We start from the raw sequence: 15,450 nt of genomic DNA on the forward strand, positions 1-15,450 counted from the left end.
GTGAGTAGTGCACCTTCCGCCCCCCGCGTCATCGCCGTAGTCGGACCCACCGCAGCCGGAAAGTCCGATTTGGGCGTCTTTCTGGCCCGGCAGCTCGGCGGCGAGGTCGTCAACGCCGACTCCATGCAGCTCTATCGCGGGATGGACATCGGCACCGCCAAGCTGACGCCCGAGGAACGCGCCGGTGTCCCGCACCACCTGCTGGACATCTGGGACGTGACGGTCACGGCGTCGGTCGCCGAGTACCAGCGGCTCGCGCGGGAGCGGATCGACGCACTGCTCGCCGAGGGACGCTGGCCGATTCTCGTCGGCGGTTCGGGTCTGTACATCCGCGGCGCCGTCGACAATCTCGAGTTCCCCGGCACCGACCCCGAGGTCAGGGCCCGGCTGGAGGAGGAGCTCGCGCTGCGCGGCTCCGGGGCCCTGCACGCGCGCCTGGCCGCCGCCGACCCCGAGGCCGCGCAGGCGATCCTGCCGAGCAATGGACGTCGTATCGTCCGGGCCCTCGAAGTGATCGAGATCACCGGCAAGCCCTTCACCGCCAACCTGCCGGGTCACGACTCGATCTACGACACGATCCAGATCGGCGTCGACGTGGCCCGCCCCGAACTGGACGAGCGCATCGCGCGCCGGGTCGACCGGATGTGGGACGCCGGGCTCGTCGACGAGGTCCGTGCGCTGGAGGCGCAAGGGTTGCGCGAGGGGCTTACGGCCTCGCGTGCGCTCGGCTACCAGCAGGTGCTGGCGGCGCTCGCCGGGGAGTGCACCATCGAAGAGGCGCGGGCGGAGACCGTACGTGCCACCAAACGCTTCGCGCGCCGGCAGGATTCATGGTTCAGGCGCGACCCACGGGTGCACTGGCTGAGTGGGGCTGCGGCGGATCTCACAGAACTTCCGCAGCTCGCACTGGCGTTGGTCGAACGACCGGTTACAGCCTGATCACGTGATGGCATCGGGACGCTCCGGCCGCCATCCCGGCCTCCGGCGCCATGCCATCATCGAGCTTCGATCGACCAAGTGGAGTCCGAGTTGGGAGGGCGCGTGGCGATGGAGGCCGGCCCTCGCGACACCGCACAAGGCACCGAGAACGTCACCACCGACCGGGGCGAACCGGAGCAGGACGGCGACCGTCTGAGCCCCGACGGGCCGGACGAGACCGAGGACGGCGTCGAGGGTGGCGTCACCGACGACGGCCCCGAGCCCGAGGAGATGTACGCGAGCGGCCCGGAGGTCGAGGTCGAGCTGCGACCGCAGCGCCGACTGCGCATCTGGCAGCTCGCCCCCATCGTGGCCCTGGCCGCGGTCGGCTCCCTGATGTTCGCGTTCCCGCTGGCCTTCGACTTCGGCGACAGCGGGGCCGTGATCGCCATGCTGGGGCTCCTGATCTGCTCCTGCGCGGCCGGCTGGGGCATGATGGCCGCCCGCCGCGTGGGCCACACCTGGCCCGGACTGCCGCAGCGGGGTTCCGGGCGCAGAACGGACTGGCGGGTCGTGCTGGCCTACGCCCTGGTCGTAGCCGCGGTGGTCGTGCTGGCCGTGTGGCGCGTGGCCCGGCTGCGCTGACCTTCACGCGCGCGTGGGCTGTCGTACCGACCCCTTACGATCGAGGAATGAGCACGCGGATCGCCTTCCTCAAGGGTCACGGCACCGAGAACGACTTCGTGATCGTCCCGGACCCCGAGAACGCCATTGACCTGTCCCCGGCCGCCGTCGCCGCCCTGTGCGACCGCCGCGCGGGCATCGGCGGTGACGGGCTGCTGCACGTGGTCCGGTCCGCGGCACATCCCGAGGCCCAGGACATGGCGGCCGAGGCCGAGTGGTTCATGGACTACCGCAACGGCGACGGCTCCGTCGCGGAGATGTGCGGCAACGGCGTGCGGGTGTTCGCGCGCTACCTCCAGCGCGCCGGGTATGTCACCGAGGGTGACCTCGCGGTGGCCACGCGCGGGGGCGTGAAGACCGTGCACATCGCCAAGACTGCATCCAACAGCGGCTCCGCCGCGGGTGACGTCACGGTCGGCATGGGCAAGGCGCGGCTCCCCGAAGGGGACGTCACGGTCGGCGTCGGCGAGCACAGCTGGCCCGCACGCAACGTGAACATGGGCAACCCGCACGCCGTGGCCTTCGTGGACGACCTCGCGCAGGCCGGCGACCTGTACTCCCCGCCGCCGTTCAGCCCCGCCTCGGCCTATCCGGACGGGGTGAATGTCGAGTTCGTGATCGACCGGGGCCCGCGGCACGTCGCCATGCGGGTGCACGAGCGCGGTGCCGGTGAGACCCGTTCGTGCGGCACGGGCGCGTGTGCCGTCGCCGTGGCCGCCGCGCGCCGGGACGGAGCCGACCCGGCGGTCACCGGCACCCCCGCGACGTACACCGTCGATGTACCGGGCGGCACCCTGGTGATCACCGAGGGGACCGACGGCGAGATCGAGATGACCGGCCCCGCGGTGATCGTGGCCGAGGGCGAGATCGACGTGGAGTGGCTGGAAACGCGCGCCCGCTGAACGGCTCTGTGACTTGGTATCAGAGGCTTCGGCAGCTCAGGGCCTGAGAGTGCGGCCTTCGGCGCCCCGGAGCGCGCTTGGAACCATCAACTCCGGTTCGTTGCATGGCGCGAAACCGTAAACCTGTAAACCCTCGCTCGAATGGGTGATCCGTTTCACGCTCGGCGAGAGGCGGTCAGTCGCACGTGATGGGCTCGGTAGCATCAAGCACCGGCCCGGACGGGGGAGAAGTCGCCATCCCCTGTGCCGTGTCCGCCATGGGGCACCCCGTCCGCCGGTCCACGCAGCCGGAGGTGCCCATGAGTGCGGAGGCAACGAACCCCGCGACGCCAGGCCCGGTAGCAGGCCCTGCGACGCCTGCCGTGCCTCGCAGAAAGGCGCGCGCCCGGATCGACCTGCGCCGCCTCGGCCGGGCCGCGCTGCTCGGCCCCGCCGCACGCGGCCGGCTGCCCGACGCGATCAGCCATGTCGTCGACGCCCACCGCGCCCACCACCCCGACGCCGACCTCGAACCGCTGCGCCGCGCCTATGTGCTGGCCGAGTCCTCGCACCGCGGCCAGATGCGCAAGAGCGGTGAGCCGTACATCACCCATCCGCTCGCCGTGACCCTGATCCTCGCCGAACTCGGCGCCGAGACCACGACCTTGACGGCCTCTCTGCTGCACGACACCGTCGAGGACACCGAGGTGACGCTGGATCAGGTGCGGGAGCAGTTCGGCGAGGAGGTCCGCTTCCTCGTCGACGGCGTGACGAAGCTGGAGAAGGTCGACTACGGCGCCGCCGCCGAGCCCGAGACCTTCCGCAAGATGCTCGTCGCCACCGGCAACGACGTCCGCGTGATGTCGATCAAACTCGCCGACCGGCTGCACAACATGCGCACCCTCGGTGTGATGCGCCCCGAGAAACAGGCCCGCATCGCCAAGGTGACCCGCGACGTCCTCATCCCGCTCGCCGAGCGGCTCGGCGTCCAGGCGCTCAAGTCCGAACTGGAAGACCTGGTCTTCGCGATCCTGCACCCCGACGAGTACGAGCACACACGGGAGTTGATCGTCGACAACGCCTCCCGCGCGGACGACCCGCTCGCGGAGATGGCCGACGAGATGCGCAAGGTCCTGCGCGAGGCCGACATCCATGCCGAAGTCCTCATCCGGCCACGGCACTTCGTCTCCGTGCACCGGGTGTCCCGCAAGCGGGGGCGGCTGCGCGGCGCCGACTTCGGACGGCTGCTGGTGCTGGTGAACGAGGACGCCGACTGTTACGGCGTCCTGGGCGAACTGCACACCTGTATGACGCCCGTCGTCTCGGAGTTCAAGGACTTCATCGCCGTCCCCAAGTTCAACCTGTACCAGTCGCTGCACACCGCCGTCGCCCGCGAGGACGGCCAGGTCACCGAGGTCCTCATCCGCACCCACCAGATGCACAAGGTCGCCGAGGCCGGTGTCGTGGCGCTCGGCAATCCCTACGCTCCTCCTTCGGAGGAGCAGGCCGCTTCGAGCGACGGCGAGCGCGCGGACCCCACCCGCCCCGGCTGGCTGTCCCGCCTCCTCGACTGGCAGGAGGGCGCAGCCGACCCGGACACCTTCTGGTCCACCCTGCGCGAGGACCTCGCCCAGGACCGCGAGATCACCGTCTTCCGGCCCGACGGCGGCACCCTGGGCCTGCCCGAGGGCGCGACCTGTGTGGACGCCGCGTACGCGCAGTACGGCGAGGACGCGCACGCGTGCATCGGCGCGCGCGTCAATGGCCGTCTGGCGACCCTCAGTACGGTTCTGCGGGACGGCGACACCGTCCAGCCCCTCATGGGCCAGGACCCGGCCTCGGAGCCCTCCAGGGAGTGGCTGGAGCACGCGCACACGCCCGCCGCCCGCATCGCCATCCAGCGATGGCTGGCCGCCCACCCGCCGCAGGTCGACGCCTTCGGGGGCGAGGGAGCAGGGACGGTGCCGTTCCGGTCCACGGTGGACGGATCGGCGGGCCGGGAGGCTGTCGGGGAGGAAGGGCCGGGTGTCCGCCCGGCTGCCGAGGGGACGCCCGGACGCTCCACCGCCGCCAACGTCCTCGTCGACCGGCCCGGCGCGAGCGTACGCCTCGCCGGCTGCTGCACTCCCGTACCGCCCGACGAGGTCATCGGGTTCTCCGTGCGCGGGGGAGCGGTGACCGTCCACCGCGTGGAGTGCGCCGCGGTGGCGCGGATGAGGAGCGCGGGGCGCGCGGAGGTCGGAGTGCGCTGGGGTGACACCACCGAGTGCCGGGTCACCCTGGTCGCCGAATCGTTCGTTCGCCCGCACCTGCTGGCGGACCTCACGGAGGCCATGGCCCTGGAGGGTGCGGAGATCGTCTCGGCCACGGTCGAGCCGCCCACCCAGCAGCGTGTGCGCCACACCTACACGGTCCAGCTCCCGGACGCGGCGCAGCTCCCGGGGCTGATGCGGGCCATGCGAAATGTGGCGGGCGTGTACGACGTGAGCAGGGCGCAGACGCAGGGGGTGTGAGAGCGGCTTGCGACATCGGCCCCCGTCGGCCGGGCATGCCGGCCGCTCCCCAAACCCTGCACCCACCTGACATACCCGTTCGAGTGTGCCGATCGCGCGTCTTCGACGGCCCGCACACCTGCGCTGATAGCCGTGGTGCATGCTGCTCACCCCCCGCACCGAGGCTCGGCGGCCAGCCCTTGGCGCCCCTCGCTCCCGTCCCCGGTCCACCCGGCGCCTCAGGATGCCCGCGCTGCTCGCCGCGGCCGTCTCCACCTGTCTCCTCGCGGCGAGTGCCCCCGCCACACCCCTGGGTGTCGGCGACCGCCTCTACCCGCACCTGGGCAATCCCGGCTACGACGTGGCGTCGTACGACCTCTCCTTCACGTATCCGGGCACCAACACCAAGCCCCTCCAAGCCGTCACCAGCATCGACGCCTGGACGACCACGGACCTCGACCGCATCAATCTGGACTTCGCCCACGGCAAGGTCGAGTCCGTCGAGGTCGACGGGGAGCCCGCGTCGTTCAGCAGCGTCGGTGAGGACCTCGTGGTGACGCCCGAGAGTCCGCTGCCCGACGGCAGCTTGACGCGGATCACGGTGCGGCACACCAGCGATCCCGTGTACGGGGACAAGCGGGAGGGCGGCTGGGTGCGGACCTCCGACGGCCTCGCGATGGCCAACCAGGCCGATGCCGCCCACGTCGTGTTCCCGAGCAACGACCACCCCTCGGACAAGGCGCTGTTCACCATCCGGGTCACCGCGCCCAACGGCTACACCGCCGTCGCCAACGGCCTGCGGACCGACGTGGACCGCGCGGGCCGGACGACGACATGGACGTACCGGACCGCGCATCCCATGGCCACCGAGCTCGCCCAGATCTCCATCGGCCGCTCCACGGTGCTGCACCGCACCGGCCCGCACGGACTGCCCGTCCGGGACGTGGTGCCCACCGAGCACCGTAAGCAGCTGGAACCGTGGCTGGAGAAGACCCCCGGCCAGATCTCCTGGATGGAGAGCAAGATCGGCCGGTACCCCTTCGAGACGTACGGCCTGCTCATGGCCGACGTCGCCACCGGCTTCGAGCTGGAGACCCAGACCCTCTCCCTCTTCGAGAGAGGGCTCTTCACCGAGTCCGTGTTCCCCAAGTGGTACGTCGAGTCGATCATGGTGCATGAGCTGGCCCACCAGTGGTTCGGCGACAGCGTCAGCCCGCGCACCTGGTCCGACCTGTGGCTCAGCGAGGGACACGCCACCTGGTACGAGGCCCTGTACGCGGCGGAGAAGGCCGACAAGCCGTTGGAGGCACGGATGAAGGCCGCGTACGCCGCCTCCGACCGCTGGCGCGCGGCCGGCGGACCACCCGCGGCCCCCAAGGCGCCCGAGCCCGGCAAGAAGAACGGCATCTTCCGGCCGAACGTCTACGACGGCGCGGCCCTGGTCCTGTACGCCCTGCGCCAGGAGATCGGCCGCCCGGCCTTCGAGAACCTGGAACGCGCGTGGGTGAGCCGTCACCAGGACGCGTCCGCCTCGACCGCGGACTTCATCGAGCTCGCGGAGGAGATCTCCGGACGCCACCTCGACGGGTTCATGCAGTCCTGGCTGTACGGCAAGAAGACCCCGCCGATGCCCGGTCAGCCGGAGTGGAAGGCGGCGGACCCCGAGAAGGAGCCCGCGAAGAGCGGGAAGGCCGCGACGGCTGCGAAGACCGCGAAGACCGGAAAGGCCAAGAAGACCGGGCAGACCGCGAGGAGCACCAGCAACGCGAGGAACGCGAAATAAGACGGTGACGAGACGTCCCGTGCCGTGCGACCATTTTCGGGTCGGCGCGGCACGGGACACGGGAATCTCCCGGGGCACTCGTGCGTTGGGAGCAGTGACGGATCAGCTCCCGGGTGCTACGGAGACCTTCCGAGGCACCGGTGCCACTGCCGCCGTCGGCGCAAACGGATTCCCATAGACGTAAGGACCCAATGACCTCCTCTTCTTCCTTTTCCCAGGACACTCAGCGCCTCGCGCACAGCTATCCCGAAGGTCTTCGGGCCGATGCCCTGATGGAAGAGGACGTCGCCTGGAGCCTCGAGATCGACGGAGAGCGGGACGGCGACCAGTTCGACCGCTCCGAGCGCGCGGCACTGCGCCGTGTGGCGGGCCTCTCCACCGAGCTCGAGGACGTCACCGAGGTCGAGTACCGCCAGCTCCGCCTGGAGCGGGTCGTGCTCGTCGGTGTCTGGACCTCGGGGACCGTGCAGGACGCGGACAACTCCCTCGCGGAGCTCGCCGCCCTCGCGGAGACCGCGGGCGCGCTGGTGCTCGACGGCGTGACGCAGCGCCGCGACAAGCCCGACGCGGCCACCTACATCGGCTCCGGCAAGGCCACCGAGCTCAGGGACATCGTCCTCGAGACCGGCGCCGACACCGTCATCTGCGACGGTGAGCTCAGCCCGGGCCAGCTCATCCACCTCGAAGACGTCGTCAAGGTCAAGGTCATCGACCGTACGGCTCTGATCCTCGACATCTTCGCCCAGCACGCCAAGTCCCGAGAGGGCAAGGCGCAGGTCGCGCTCGCGCAGATGCAGTACATGCTGCCGAGGCTCCGCGGCTGGGGTCAGTCGCTGTCCCGGCAGATGGGCGGCGGCAAGGGCGGCGGCCTCGCCACCCGTGGTCCCGGTGAGACCAAGATCGAGACGGACCGGCGTCGGATCCGCGAGAAGATGGCGAAGATGCGCCGGGAGATCGCGGAGATGAAGACCGGCCGCGACATCCAGCGCCAGGTGCGCCGGCGCAACAAGGTGCCGTCCGTCGCCATCGCGGGCTACACCAACGCCGGCAAGTCGTCCCTGCTCAACCGCCTCACCGGCGCGGGCGTGCTGGTCGAGAACGCCCTGTTCGCGACCCTCGACCCGACCGTGCGCCGGGCCGAGACCCCGGGCGGACGTCAGTACACGCTGGCCGACACGGTCGGCTTCGTACGACACCTGCCGCACCACCTGGTCGAGGCGTTCCGCTCCACCATGGAAGAGGTCGGTGACTCCGACCTGATCCTGCACGTGGTGGACGGTTCGCACCCGAACCCGGAGGAGCAGCTGGCCGCCGTGCGCGAGGTGATCAGGGACGTCGGCGCGACCGATGTGCCGGAGATCGTCGTGATCAACAAGGCGGACGCGGCCGATCCGCTGACGCTGCAGCGCCTGATGCGGATCGAGAAGCGTTCCATCGCGGTCTCGGCCCGTACCGGCAAGGGCATCGAGGAGCTGCTCGCGCTGATCGACAGCGAGCTGCCGCGTCCGTCGGTCGAGATCGAGGCGCTCGTGCCGTACACGCACGGCAAGCTGGTCGCCCGCGCCCACACCGAGGGCGAGGTGATCTCCGAGGAGCACACCCCGGAGGGCACGCTGCTCAAGGTGCGGGTGCATGAGGAGCTGGCGGCGGATCTCGCGCCGTACGTTCCGACGCCGACCGCCTGAGCTGTCGTACGCCGACCGCCTGGGCCGTCGTGAGACGGCGGCCTGAGCTGCCGTAGAACCGCCGAAGGCCCGCCCCCTGTCGCAGGGGAGCGGGCCTTCAGTGCGTGTCCTGTCCGTCCGGGCGCGTCAGCCCGTGTCACTTACCGCCGTACGTCTTGCTCATGTTCTGGTACAGCGCTTCGGCCTTCGCCCCCAACTGCGGGCCCGCGAGCCAGGTGTTGTCCGCCGGGCCGATCGACGTGTTCGACACCAGCTTGGTCTCGCCGCCCACCACCCGGAACCAGCCGCCGCCCGACGAACCGCCGGTCATGGTGCAGCCGATGCGGTACATCGTCGGCAGGGTCGGGCTCAGCGAGAGGCGGCCCGGCCGGTCGAGGCACCTGAACATCTGCAGGCCGCTGTACGGCGCTGCCGCCGGGTAGCCCCAGGCGCCCATCGTGGCGACGTCGGCCGCCGACGGGGTCGAGAAGTCCACGTCGAGCGCGGCGCCGACCGTCTCCTCGAGCGACTTGGAGCCCTGCTCCGGCTTCACATGCAGGACGGAGTAGTCGTACGTGGCACCCGCGCCGCCGGTCTCCGAGCCGCCCTGGATCCACTCGTTCGAGGTCGAGACCCAGTCGGCCCACCAGTTGCCGTACGGGGCGACCTCGGAGGCGTTCGCGTTGCGCAGCTGGGCCGCGGACTTGCCGAGGTCGTTGTAGGCGGGCACGAAGACGATGTTGCGGTACCAGCCACCCTTGCCACCGGCGTGCACGCAGTGGCCGGCCGTCCAGACGAGGTTGGACTTGCCGGGGTGGTTGACGTCCTTGATGACCGTGCCGGAGCAGACGGCCGGGCCGTCGGGGGAGTCGAAGAAGACCTTGCCGACGGGGGCCGCGTTCTCGTGGTACGGAGTCTTCTCGGCCGTGGCCTCGACGGGCGCCGGCTCCGGGTCACTGATGCCCTGGTCGGCCGCGGCGTCCTGCGTGGTGATCGTCTTGTTGGCCTCCTTGGCGGACTGCATCCGCTCAGGCTTCCAGAGGCCCTCGATCACCGGGTTGACGAAGTCCTTGGCTTCGCTGAGCCACTTGTCCTTGTCCCAGTTCTTCCAGGCGCCGTCCTTCCACTTGTCGACATCGATGCCATGCTCCTTGAGCTTGTCCGCGATGTCGGCCGGGATCTGGATCTTGCCGTCGCCGATGCCGGCGGCCTGGGACGCGGCTGCGTCGGCCTTGTCGCCCGCCGTGTCCTGTGCCGAGCCGCCACAGGCGGTCGCGGTCAGCGCCAGGGCGGCGACGAACCCGGTGGCGGTGAGGACGGAGCGCCGCCCGCGGCGTGGCGCTGCGGGCGTACGTGTGGAACGCATGGTGCGGTAACCCCCGTGGGAACGTGCTGTGGTGTCGTGCCTGATGGCAGGCGCCTGTCGCGCGGGGCGTACAGGCTCCGGTGCGGCCCCTCGAACGCGACACCCCACTATGCCCGGGGAATTGAGGGCGAACGGCGGCGAGGCGGTGAAGGTTTCTCCCCACCGCCCCGCCGCCGGTGCCCATGATGCCTTCGCTGACCGGTGCCCGGGTAACGGCGCCGGCCGTTACCCGGGGAACCTCACTGACCGCTACCAGGGCAGATCACTGGCCGGTGTACTTCTCACTCACCGAGTCGAAGATGTCCTTGGCCTCCTTGCCCAGCCGCGGGCCCGCGAGCCACCCCGATGTGACCGGCCCGATCGAGGTGTTGGACACGAGCGCCGGCTTGCCGTCCGAGCCCGTCGCGACCCAGCCACCACCGGACGAACCGCCGGTCATCGTGCAGCCGATGCGGTACATCGTCGGGTCCGAGGCGTTGATCGACAGCCGACCCGGCTTGTCCTGGCACTGGTACAGCTTCTGGCCGTCGAACGGCGCCGCAGCCGGGTAGCCGATCGCCTTCATGCTGGCCACGTCGGGCACGGCCGGGGCGTTGAAGTTCACCGGAAGGGCCGAACCGACCGTCTCCTCCAGGGACTTGCCGTTGCCGCCGGCCTCCGGCTTCACATGCAGCACGGCGAAGTCGTACGACGCGCCGTCCCCGCCGGTCTGACCGCCCTGCGCGATCCACTGGTCCGAGGTCTGCGCCCAGTCGGCCCACCACACGCCGTACGGAGCGACCTTCTCCCTGGCGGCGCCTTCCAACTCCGAGGTTTCCATGGCCGCGTCGTTGTACGAGGGCACGAACGCGATGTTCCGGTACCAGCCGCCGCTCTTGCCCGCGTGCACACAGTGGCCCGCGGTCCACACCATGTTGGACTTGCCGGGGTTGGCCGGGTCCTTCACGACCGTCGCCGAGCAGACGGCCGGGCCGTCGGGGGAGTCGAACAACACCTTCCCCGCCTGGGGGGCGTTGGCGTGGTACGTAGGCGCCACGGCCTGCGCGTCCACCGGCTCGGGCGTCGGGTCGGTCACACCCTGGTCACCGGAGAGGTCACTGTCGTCGACACCCCGGTCCGGGTCGTCGGCCTCCCGCATACGGTCCGGGTCCCACAGCCCCTCGATGATCGGGTTGATGTAGTCCTTGGCCTCGCGCAGCCAGTCGTCCCTGTCCCAGTTCTTCCAGGCGCCGTCCTTCCACTTGTCGAGGTCGATCCCGTGCTCCTTGAGCCTGTCCTTGATGTCGTCCGGGATCGTGATCTTGCCGTCACCTCCGGCCGCCGCGGACGCGGTGGCCTCGCCGCCGGCCTCGGCGTCGCCCGACTCACAGGCCGTTGCGGTGAGGGCCAGTGCCGCCGCGAGTGCGACCACGGACAGCGGGGAGGTTCTGCGGCGCGCGCTCCTCTCCCGACGAGCGGTGAACGACGGCCGAATCGATCGCATGATCTGACTCCCCCTGAGGTGACAGTACTTGGGCGCCGCGACCGTGAACTCCTGCTGATCACTCGCTGGTTCCGCGTGAGGTCACGGCGCGGTTGGGACGGCATCACACACTATGCCGTCGCTGTGGGGGAGTTCCGACGGAACGGCAACGGTTTCGCTACGGGCTTGCTGACCTGGCAATTCGTCCAGAGACTTGCTGATTTGACGTTCCCTCGACTCCGGTCTCGCAGCGGACACGCCGACGGCTGGGGCGGCCGTGAGAAGTCGGGCTGTTGAGAGACTTTGCCGACAGTGAGGCAACCGAGAGGCAGTGCGGGGTTTCTGACGTCTCGCGTCCTGCGATCGATTGGAGACTCGACATGACCCCCCATGCAGCGAACGACCGGCGGCTTCGGCCGGCTGCCTCGGGCCGTCTGTCCGGCTGGGTTCCCGCTACCGCACTCCTCCTGGCCATGACGACCTCCTGCACTGGCTCCGCGTCGGGGGACGACAGCGCCGCAGGCCCGAGGCCTGGCGCTGCCGGGGTGGGTGACCGGCTGTTTCCCGCGCTCGGCAATGGCGGCTACGACGTGGCGCACTACGGACTGACTCTGGACTACGTGCCCGAGAACAACCGTCTGAAGGGCACGGCCGTCATCACGGCGCGCGCCACGCAGGACCTGAGCCGTTTCAACCTCGACCTGTCGGGGCTGCGGGTACGTACGGCCACGGTGCAGGGTGCGAAGGCCCAATTCTCGCGTGAAAAGGACGAGTTGCGGGTGACACCGGCGAAGCCGGTCAAGGATGGCGACATCTTCAAGACGGTCGTCACCTACGACGGCACCCCACGCACGATCGAGAACGACGACGGAGGTCTGGAAGGCTGGATCGAGACCGATGACGGCGCGACCGCCCTCGGCCAGCCCGCCGGTTCCATGACCTGGTTCCCGGGCAACCACCATCCCTCGGACAAGGCCACGTACGACATCACGGTCACCGTGCCCAAGGACGAGGACGGCGACCCCTACGACGTGGTCGGCAACGGCGAGCTGACCGCGCAGGAGGACAACGGCGATTCGGTGACCCGGCACTGGCGCACCGAAGAGCCCATGGCCGGCTATCTCGCCCACATCTCCGTCGGCTACTTCGAGATCGACAAGGGCCGGACCGACGACGACCTGCCCGTCTACGTCGCCATCGACCCCGACGAGTCCGAAGACGCCGCGGACGTCAAAGATCTCGTGCCCGAGATCGTCGGCTGGGCGAGCAGACGGTTCGGCCCGTACCCCTTCTCCTCCACCGGCGCCATCGTCGATCACCTGCCCGACCTCGACTACGCCCTGGAGACCCAGACCAAGCCCTACTTCGACGAGGCGCCGGACGAGACGCTGCTCGTGCACGAGCTGGCGCACCAGTGGTTCGGCAACTCCGTCACCCCGCGCCAGTGGAAGGACATGTGGCTCAACGAGGGCCTGGCCACCTACGCGGAGTGGCTCTGGGAGGAGGAGCACGGCGGCAGGGACACCGACCAGATCTTCGAGGACTTCTACGACGGCACGGATTCCGAGAGCGAGGGCATCTGGGCCTTCGCCCCGGCCGATCCTCCCAGCGCGGCGCGCGTCTCCGACCCGCCCGTCTACGGACGCGGCGCCATGGTCGTGCACGAGCTGCGCAAGGCCGTCGGCGACGAGACCTTCTTCGACATCCTCCGCACCTGGACCCGACAGCACCGGCACGGCAACGCCGACACCAGGCAGTTCATCGCCCTGTGTGAGGCCAGGTCCGGGAAGAACCTGACGAAACTGTTTGATGTCTGGCTCTTCAACAAGGAGAAGCCGTCCCGGACGAAATGAGTTCCAAGCGCGTGGTTCATCCGGAGGGAAAGGTTCTGGGCGGTGGTGAACCGGCAACGGTTTCACTCAGGCAAGGATCTTGAAGCAACCCGTAACCCGGTGAACGGTCCGGGGTTGGTAGCGGTTGGGGGCCCGCCGTCCATGGGCGGCCTCCAGTGCCCAGTTCCCCGGAGTTTCGAGTGGACGCTCGCGGGGCTTCGTATGTCGGGTCGGGCGAGGACACGAGAGACCTGCTCGCCCCTGGACAGCGGGAGGACAGGGAGCCATGGCCGTGACCGAATCTTTGCGCGGGGGGACGTCCGAGTCGGCGGGGGCGCGCGCCGTGCACGAAGGGATCCTGCGGCGGCAGTCGGCGCGCGAGTCGGCGGCGCGCACCTACGCGCGCGCCCTGCCGATCGTGCCGGTGCGGGCGCGTGGGCTGACCATCGAGGGCGCGGACGGCCGCCGCTACCTGGACTGCCTCTCGGGCGCCGGGACCTTGGCGCTCGGACACAATCACCCGGTCGTCCTGGAGGCCATCCGCAAGGTCCTCGACTCCGGCGCACCGCTGCACGTCCTCGACCTGGCGACCCCCGTCAAGGACGCCTTCATCACCGAGTTGTTCCACACCCTGCCGCCCGGCCTCGCCGGGCACGCGCGCGTGCAGTTCTGCGGACCGGCCGGCACCGATGCGGTGGAGGCCGCCTTCAAGCTCGTCCGGGCCGCGACGGGTCGAACCGGAATGCTCGCCTTCAGCGGCGCCTACCACGGGATGACCGCCGGAGCGCTCGAAGCGTCCGGGGGCGCCTACGACGTACGGGTCGCGCGCCTGCCCTACCCGCAGGATTACCGCTGCCCCTTCGGCGTAGGCGGCGAAGACGGCGCCGAACTCGCCGCCCGCTGGACCGAATCCATCCTCGACGATCCCAAGTCCGGGGTACCGCGCCCTGCCGGGATGATCCTCGAACCCGTCCAGGGCGAGGGCGGTGTCATCCCCGCGCCGGACGGCTGGATGCGACGCATGCGGCAGATCACGGCCGACCGATCCATCCCACTGATCGCCGACGAGGTCCAGACGGGGGTCGGGCGCACCGGCTCCTTCTGGGCGGTGGAGCACAGCGGCGTCACCCCCGATGTGATGGTCCTCTCCAAGGCCATCGGCGGCAGCCTTCCCCTGGCCGTCATCGTCTACCGAGACGACCTCGACGCCTGGCAGCCCGGCGCCCACGCCGGCACCTTCCGCGGTAACCAACTCGCCATGGCCGCCGGTACGGCGACGCTCGCCTACGTCCGCGAGAACCGGCTCGCTGAGCGGGCTGCTGAACTGGGCTCGCGGATGCTCAGCCAACTCCAGGGACTCGCGGGGGAGTTCGCGTGTATCGGCGATGTGCGGGGGAGGGGATTGATGATCGGGGTCGAGGTGGTGGAGCCGTCGAGCGACCCCGGTCGTGTCGAGGGGCGTCCGGATTCCCTGTTGGCGGGGATCGAGGGGGTTGGCAGTGGGCCGGTCGGCAGCGGGCCGGGACTGGAGTTTCTGGCCGCTCCTGGAGGAGACGGGGAGACGCCGGGCCACGCCGAAGGCGGCGCTGCTGGTCTCGGTCGTGCCGGCGGCGGGAGAGGCGTCCTCGTAGGGCTCGACCCCGCCGAAAGCGCGGGTGGCTCATCGGCGGGCCCCGCCTCCATCGGCCGAGCAGCAGGAGCGGCGGCAGCGCAGGGCACGGAACGTCACCCTCGACCCGCCGCCCCCGAACTTGCGCTCGCCATCCAGCGGGAGTGTCTGCGACGTGGCCTGATCGTCGAACTCGGCGGCCGCCACTCCAGCGTCGTACGGCTGCTTCCTCCCCTGACCATCAGCGACGAGCAGGCAGCCGCAGTGCTGGACCGGCTGGCCGACGCGGTGGACACGGTGTCCCGCGACCACGCAGACAACGACCGGACACACCAGCCGAACCCACGGCACCGGCGGCACGACGATCGGGCCGACTGGGCGGGGTAGCACGGCAGCCGAGAGGGCGCATCAGCGCGCACTCCGAGCAGTGCCCTCGCGTCGGCGTCCGTCGACGTACCCGCTCCCGAGTCACGGCTCACCAACAAAAGACATGCCCACCCGCGTCCCAGAACGTCGGCCGTCCCGCACGGGCCGGAACCACCTCAAGAGGACCAGCCTTGATCACCACCCCCGCATCCGACGGCCGTGCCGACACCCGCGCGCGAGGCTCCTCCGACGCACGCCTTCCCCGGGAGGAACCGTCCACATCGACGACGGCGCCTACTCCCGGCGGGCAGGGACGTGGTTCCGAACCGGGCGGCAAACCGGTACCGGCAGCAGGTGCTCCCGCTTCGGCAGGTGCGTCTGTCCCGGCAGTTA

The 15,450-nt window shown here is 70.1% G+C and carries 10 protein-coding genes; 8 read left to right on the forward strand and 2 right to left on the reverse strand.

From position 1 onward, the window contains the following. The 6 genes from miaA to hflX all read left to right on the forward strand — a co-directional run bounded on the left by miaA (window position 1) and on the right by hflX (window position 8,443). Window positions 1-939: a tRNA (adenosine(37)-N6)-dimethylallyltransferase MiaA gene (gene miaA / locus BLU79_RS43965; protein WP_093911668.1), complete on the forward strand. Its 939-nt coding sequence runs from the start codon at window positions 1-3 to the stop codon at window positions 937-939. Window positions 940-1,047: 108 nt separating this feature from the next. Beyond that, entirely contained in the window at window positions 1,048-1,563 is a 516-nt protein-coding gene (locus BLU79_RS43970) for a hypothetical protein (protein WP_093911669.1), read from the forward strand. A 47-nt stretch (window positions 1,564-1,610) separates the two neighbouring features. Next, window positions 1,611-2,504 (forward strand): diaminopimelate epimerase, encoded by an 894-nt coding sequence (gene dapF / locus BLU79_RS43975; protein WP_093911670.1) that lies wholly within the window; start codon window positions 1,611-1,613, stop codon window positions 2,502-2,504. 299 nt (window positions 2,505-2,803) lie between these two features. After that, the gene (locus BLU79_RS43980; RefSeq protein ID WP_093911671.1) at window positions 2,804-4,996 is read left to right on the forward strand and encodes a RelA/SpoT family protein; all 2,193 of its coding nucleotides are present in this window, start codon (window positions 2,804-2,806) and stop codon (window positions 4,994-4,996) included. Window positions 4,997-5,135: 139 nt separating this feature from the next. Beyond that, window positions 5,136-6,758 (forward strand): M1 family metallopeptidase, encoded by a 1,623-nt coding sequence (locus tag BLU79_RS43985; protein WP_093911672.1) that lies wholly within the window; start codon window positions 5,136-5,138, stop codon window positions 6,756-6,758. A 191-nt stretch (window positions 6,759-6,949) separates the two neighbouring features. Beyond that, window positions 6,950-8,443: a GTPase HflX gene (gene hflX / locus BLU79_RS43990; protein ID WP_093911673.1), complete on the forward strand. Its 1,494-nt coding sequence runs from the start codon at window positions 6,950-6,952 to the stop codon at window positions 8,441-8,443. 136 nt (window positions 8,444-8,579) lie between these two features. Here the strand turns inward: hflX and BLU79_RS43995 are convergent, their stop codons facing one another. Continuing rightward, the gene (locus BLU79_RS43995) at window positions 8,580-9,788 is read right to left on the reverse strand and encodes a trypsin-like serine peptidase (protein WP_093911674.1); all 1,209 of its coding nucleotides are present in this window, start codon (window positions 9,786-9,788) and stop codon (window positions 8,580-8,582) included. A 262-nt stretch (window positions 9,789-10,050) separates the two neighbouring features. Then, window positions 10,051-11,271, reverse strand: a complete 1,221-nt coding sequence (locus BLU79_RS44000) for a trypsin-like serine peptidase (protein ID WP_093911675.1) — start codon at window positions 11,269-11,271, stop codon at window positions 10,051-10,053. Between the two features lie 452 nt (window positions 11,272-11,723). On the opposite strand from BLU79_RS44000, the gene BLU79_RS44005 reads away from it, so the two are divergent. Further along, complete coding sequence (locus tag BLU79_RS44005; RefSeq protein WP_371132066.1) at window positions 11,724-13,103, forward strand: M1 family metallopeptidase; 1,380 nt, start codon at window positions 11,724-11,726, stop codon at window positions 13,101-13,103. Window positions 13,104-13,368: 265 nt separating this feature from the next. Beyond that, on the forward strand, window positions 13,369-15,078 hold the full coding sequence (locus tag BLU79_RS44010; protein ID WP_093911677.1) for a diaminobutyrate--2-oxoglutarate transaminase family protein: 1,710 nt from the start codon (window positions 13,369-13,371) through the stop codon (window positions 15,076-15,078). Window positions 15,079-15,450 lie beyond the last annotated feature (372 nt).

Origin of the sequence: Streptomyces sp. cf386 (assembly GCF_900103585.1) — a bacterium.
Lineage (GTDB): Bacteria > Actinomycetota > Actinomycetes > Streptomycetales > Streptomycetaceae > Streptomyces.

Coding starts and splice junctions, on each gene's coding strand:
- BLU79_RS43980 (WP_093911671.1), top strand. CDS start 2,804: ATGAGTGCGGAGGCAACGAACCCCGCGACGCCAGGCCCGGTAGCAGGC.
- BLU79_RS44000 (WP_093911675.1), bottom strand. CDS start 11,271: ATGCGATCGATTCGGCCGTCGTTCACCGCTCGTCGGGAGAGGAGCGCG.
- BLU79_RS44005 (WP_371132066.1), top strand. CDS start 11,724: ATGACGACCTCCTGCACTGGCTCCGCGTCGGGGGACGACAGCGCCGCA.
- BLU79_RS43985 (WP_093911672.1), top strand. CDS start 5,136: ATGCTGCTCACCCCCCGCACCGAGGCTCGGCGGCCAGCCCTTGGCGCC.
- BLU79_RS43970 (WP_093911669.1), top strand. CDS start 1,048: ATGGAGGCCGGCCCTCGCGACACCGCACAAGGCACCGAGAACGTCACC.
- dapF (WP_093911670.1), top strand. CDS start 1,611: ATGAGCACGCGGATCGCCTTCCTCAAGGGTCACGGCACCGAGAACGAC.
- hflX (WP_093911673.1), top strand. CDS start 6,950: ATGACCTCCTCTTCTTCCTTTTCCCAGGACACTCAGCGCCTCGCGCAC.
- BLU79_RS44010 (WP_093911677.1), top strand. CDS start 13,369: ATGGCCGTGACCGAATCTTTGCGCGGGGGGACGTCCGAGTCGGCGGGG.
- BLU79_RS43995 (WP_093911674.1), bottom strand. CDS start 9,788: ATGCGTTCCACACGTACGCCCGCAGCGCCACGCCGCGGGCGGCGCTCC.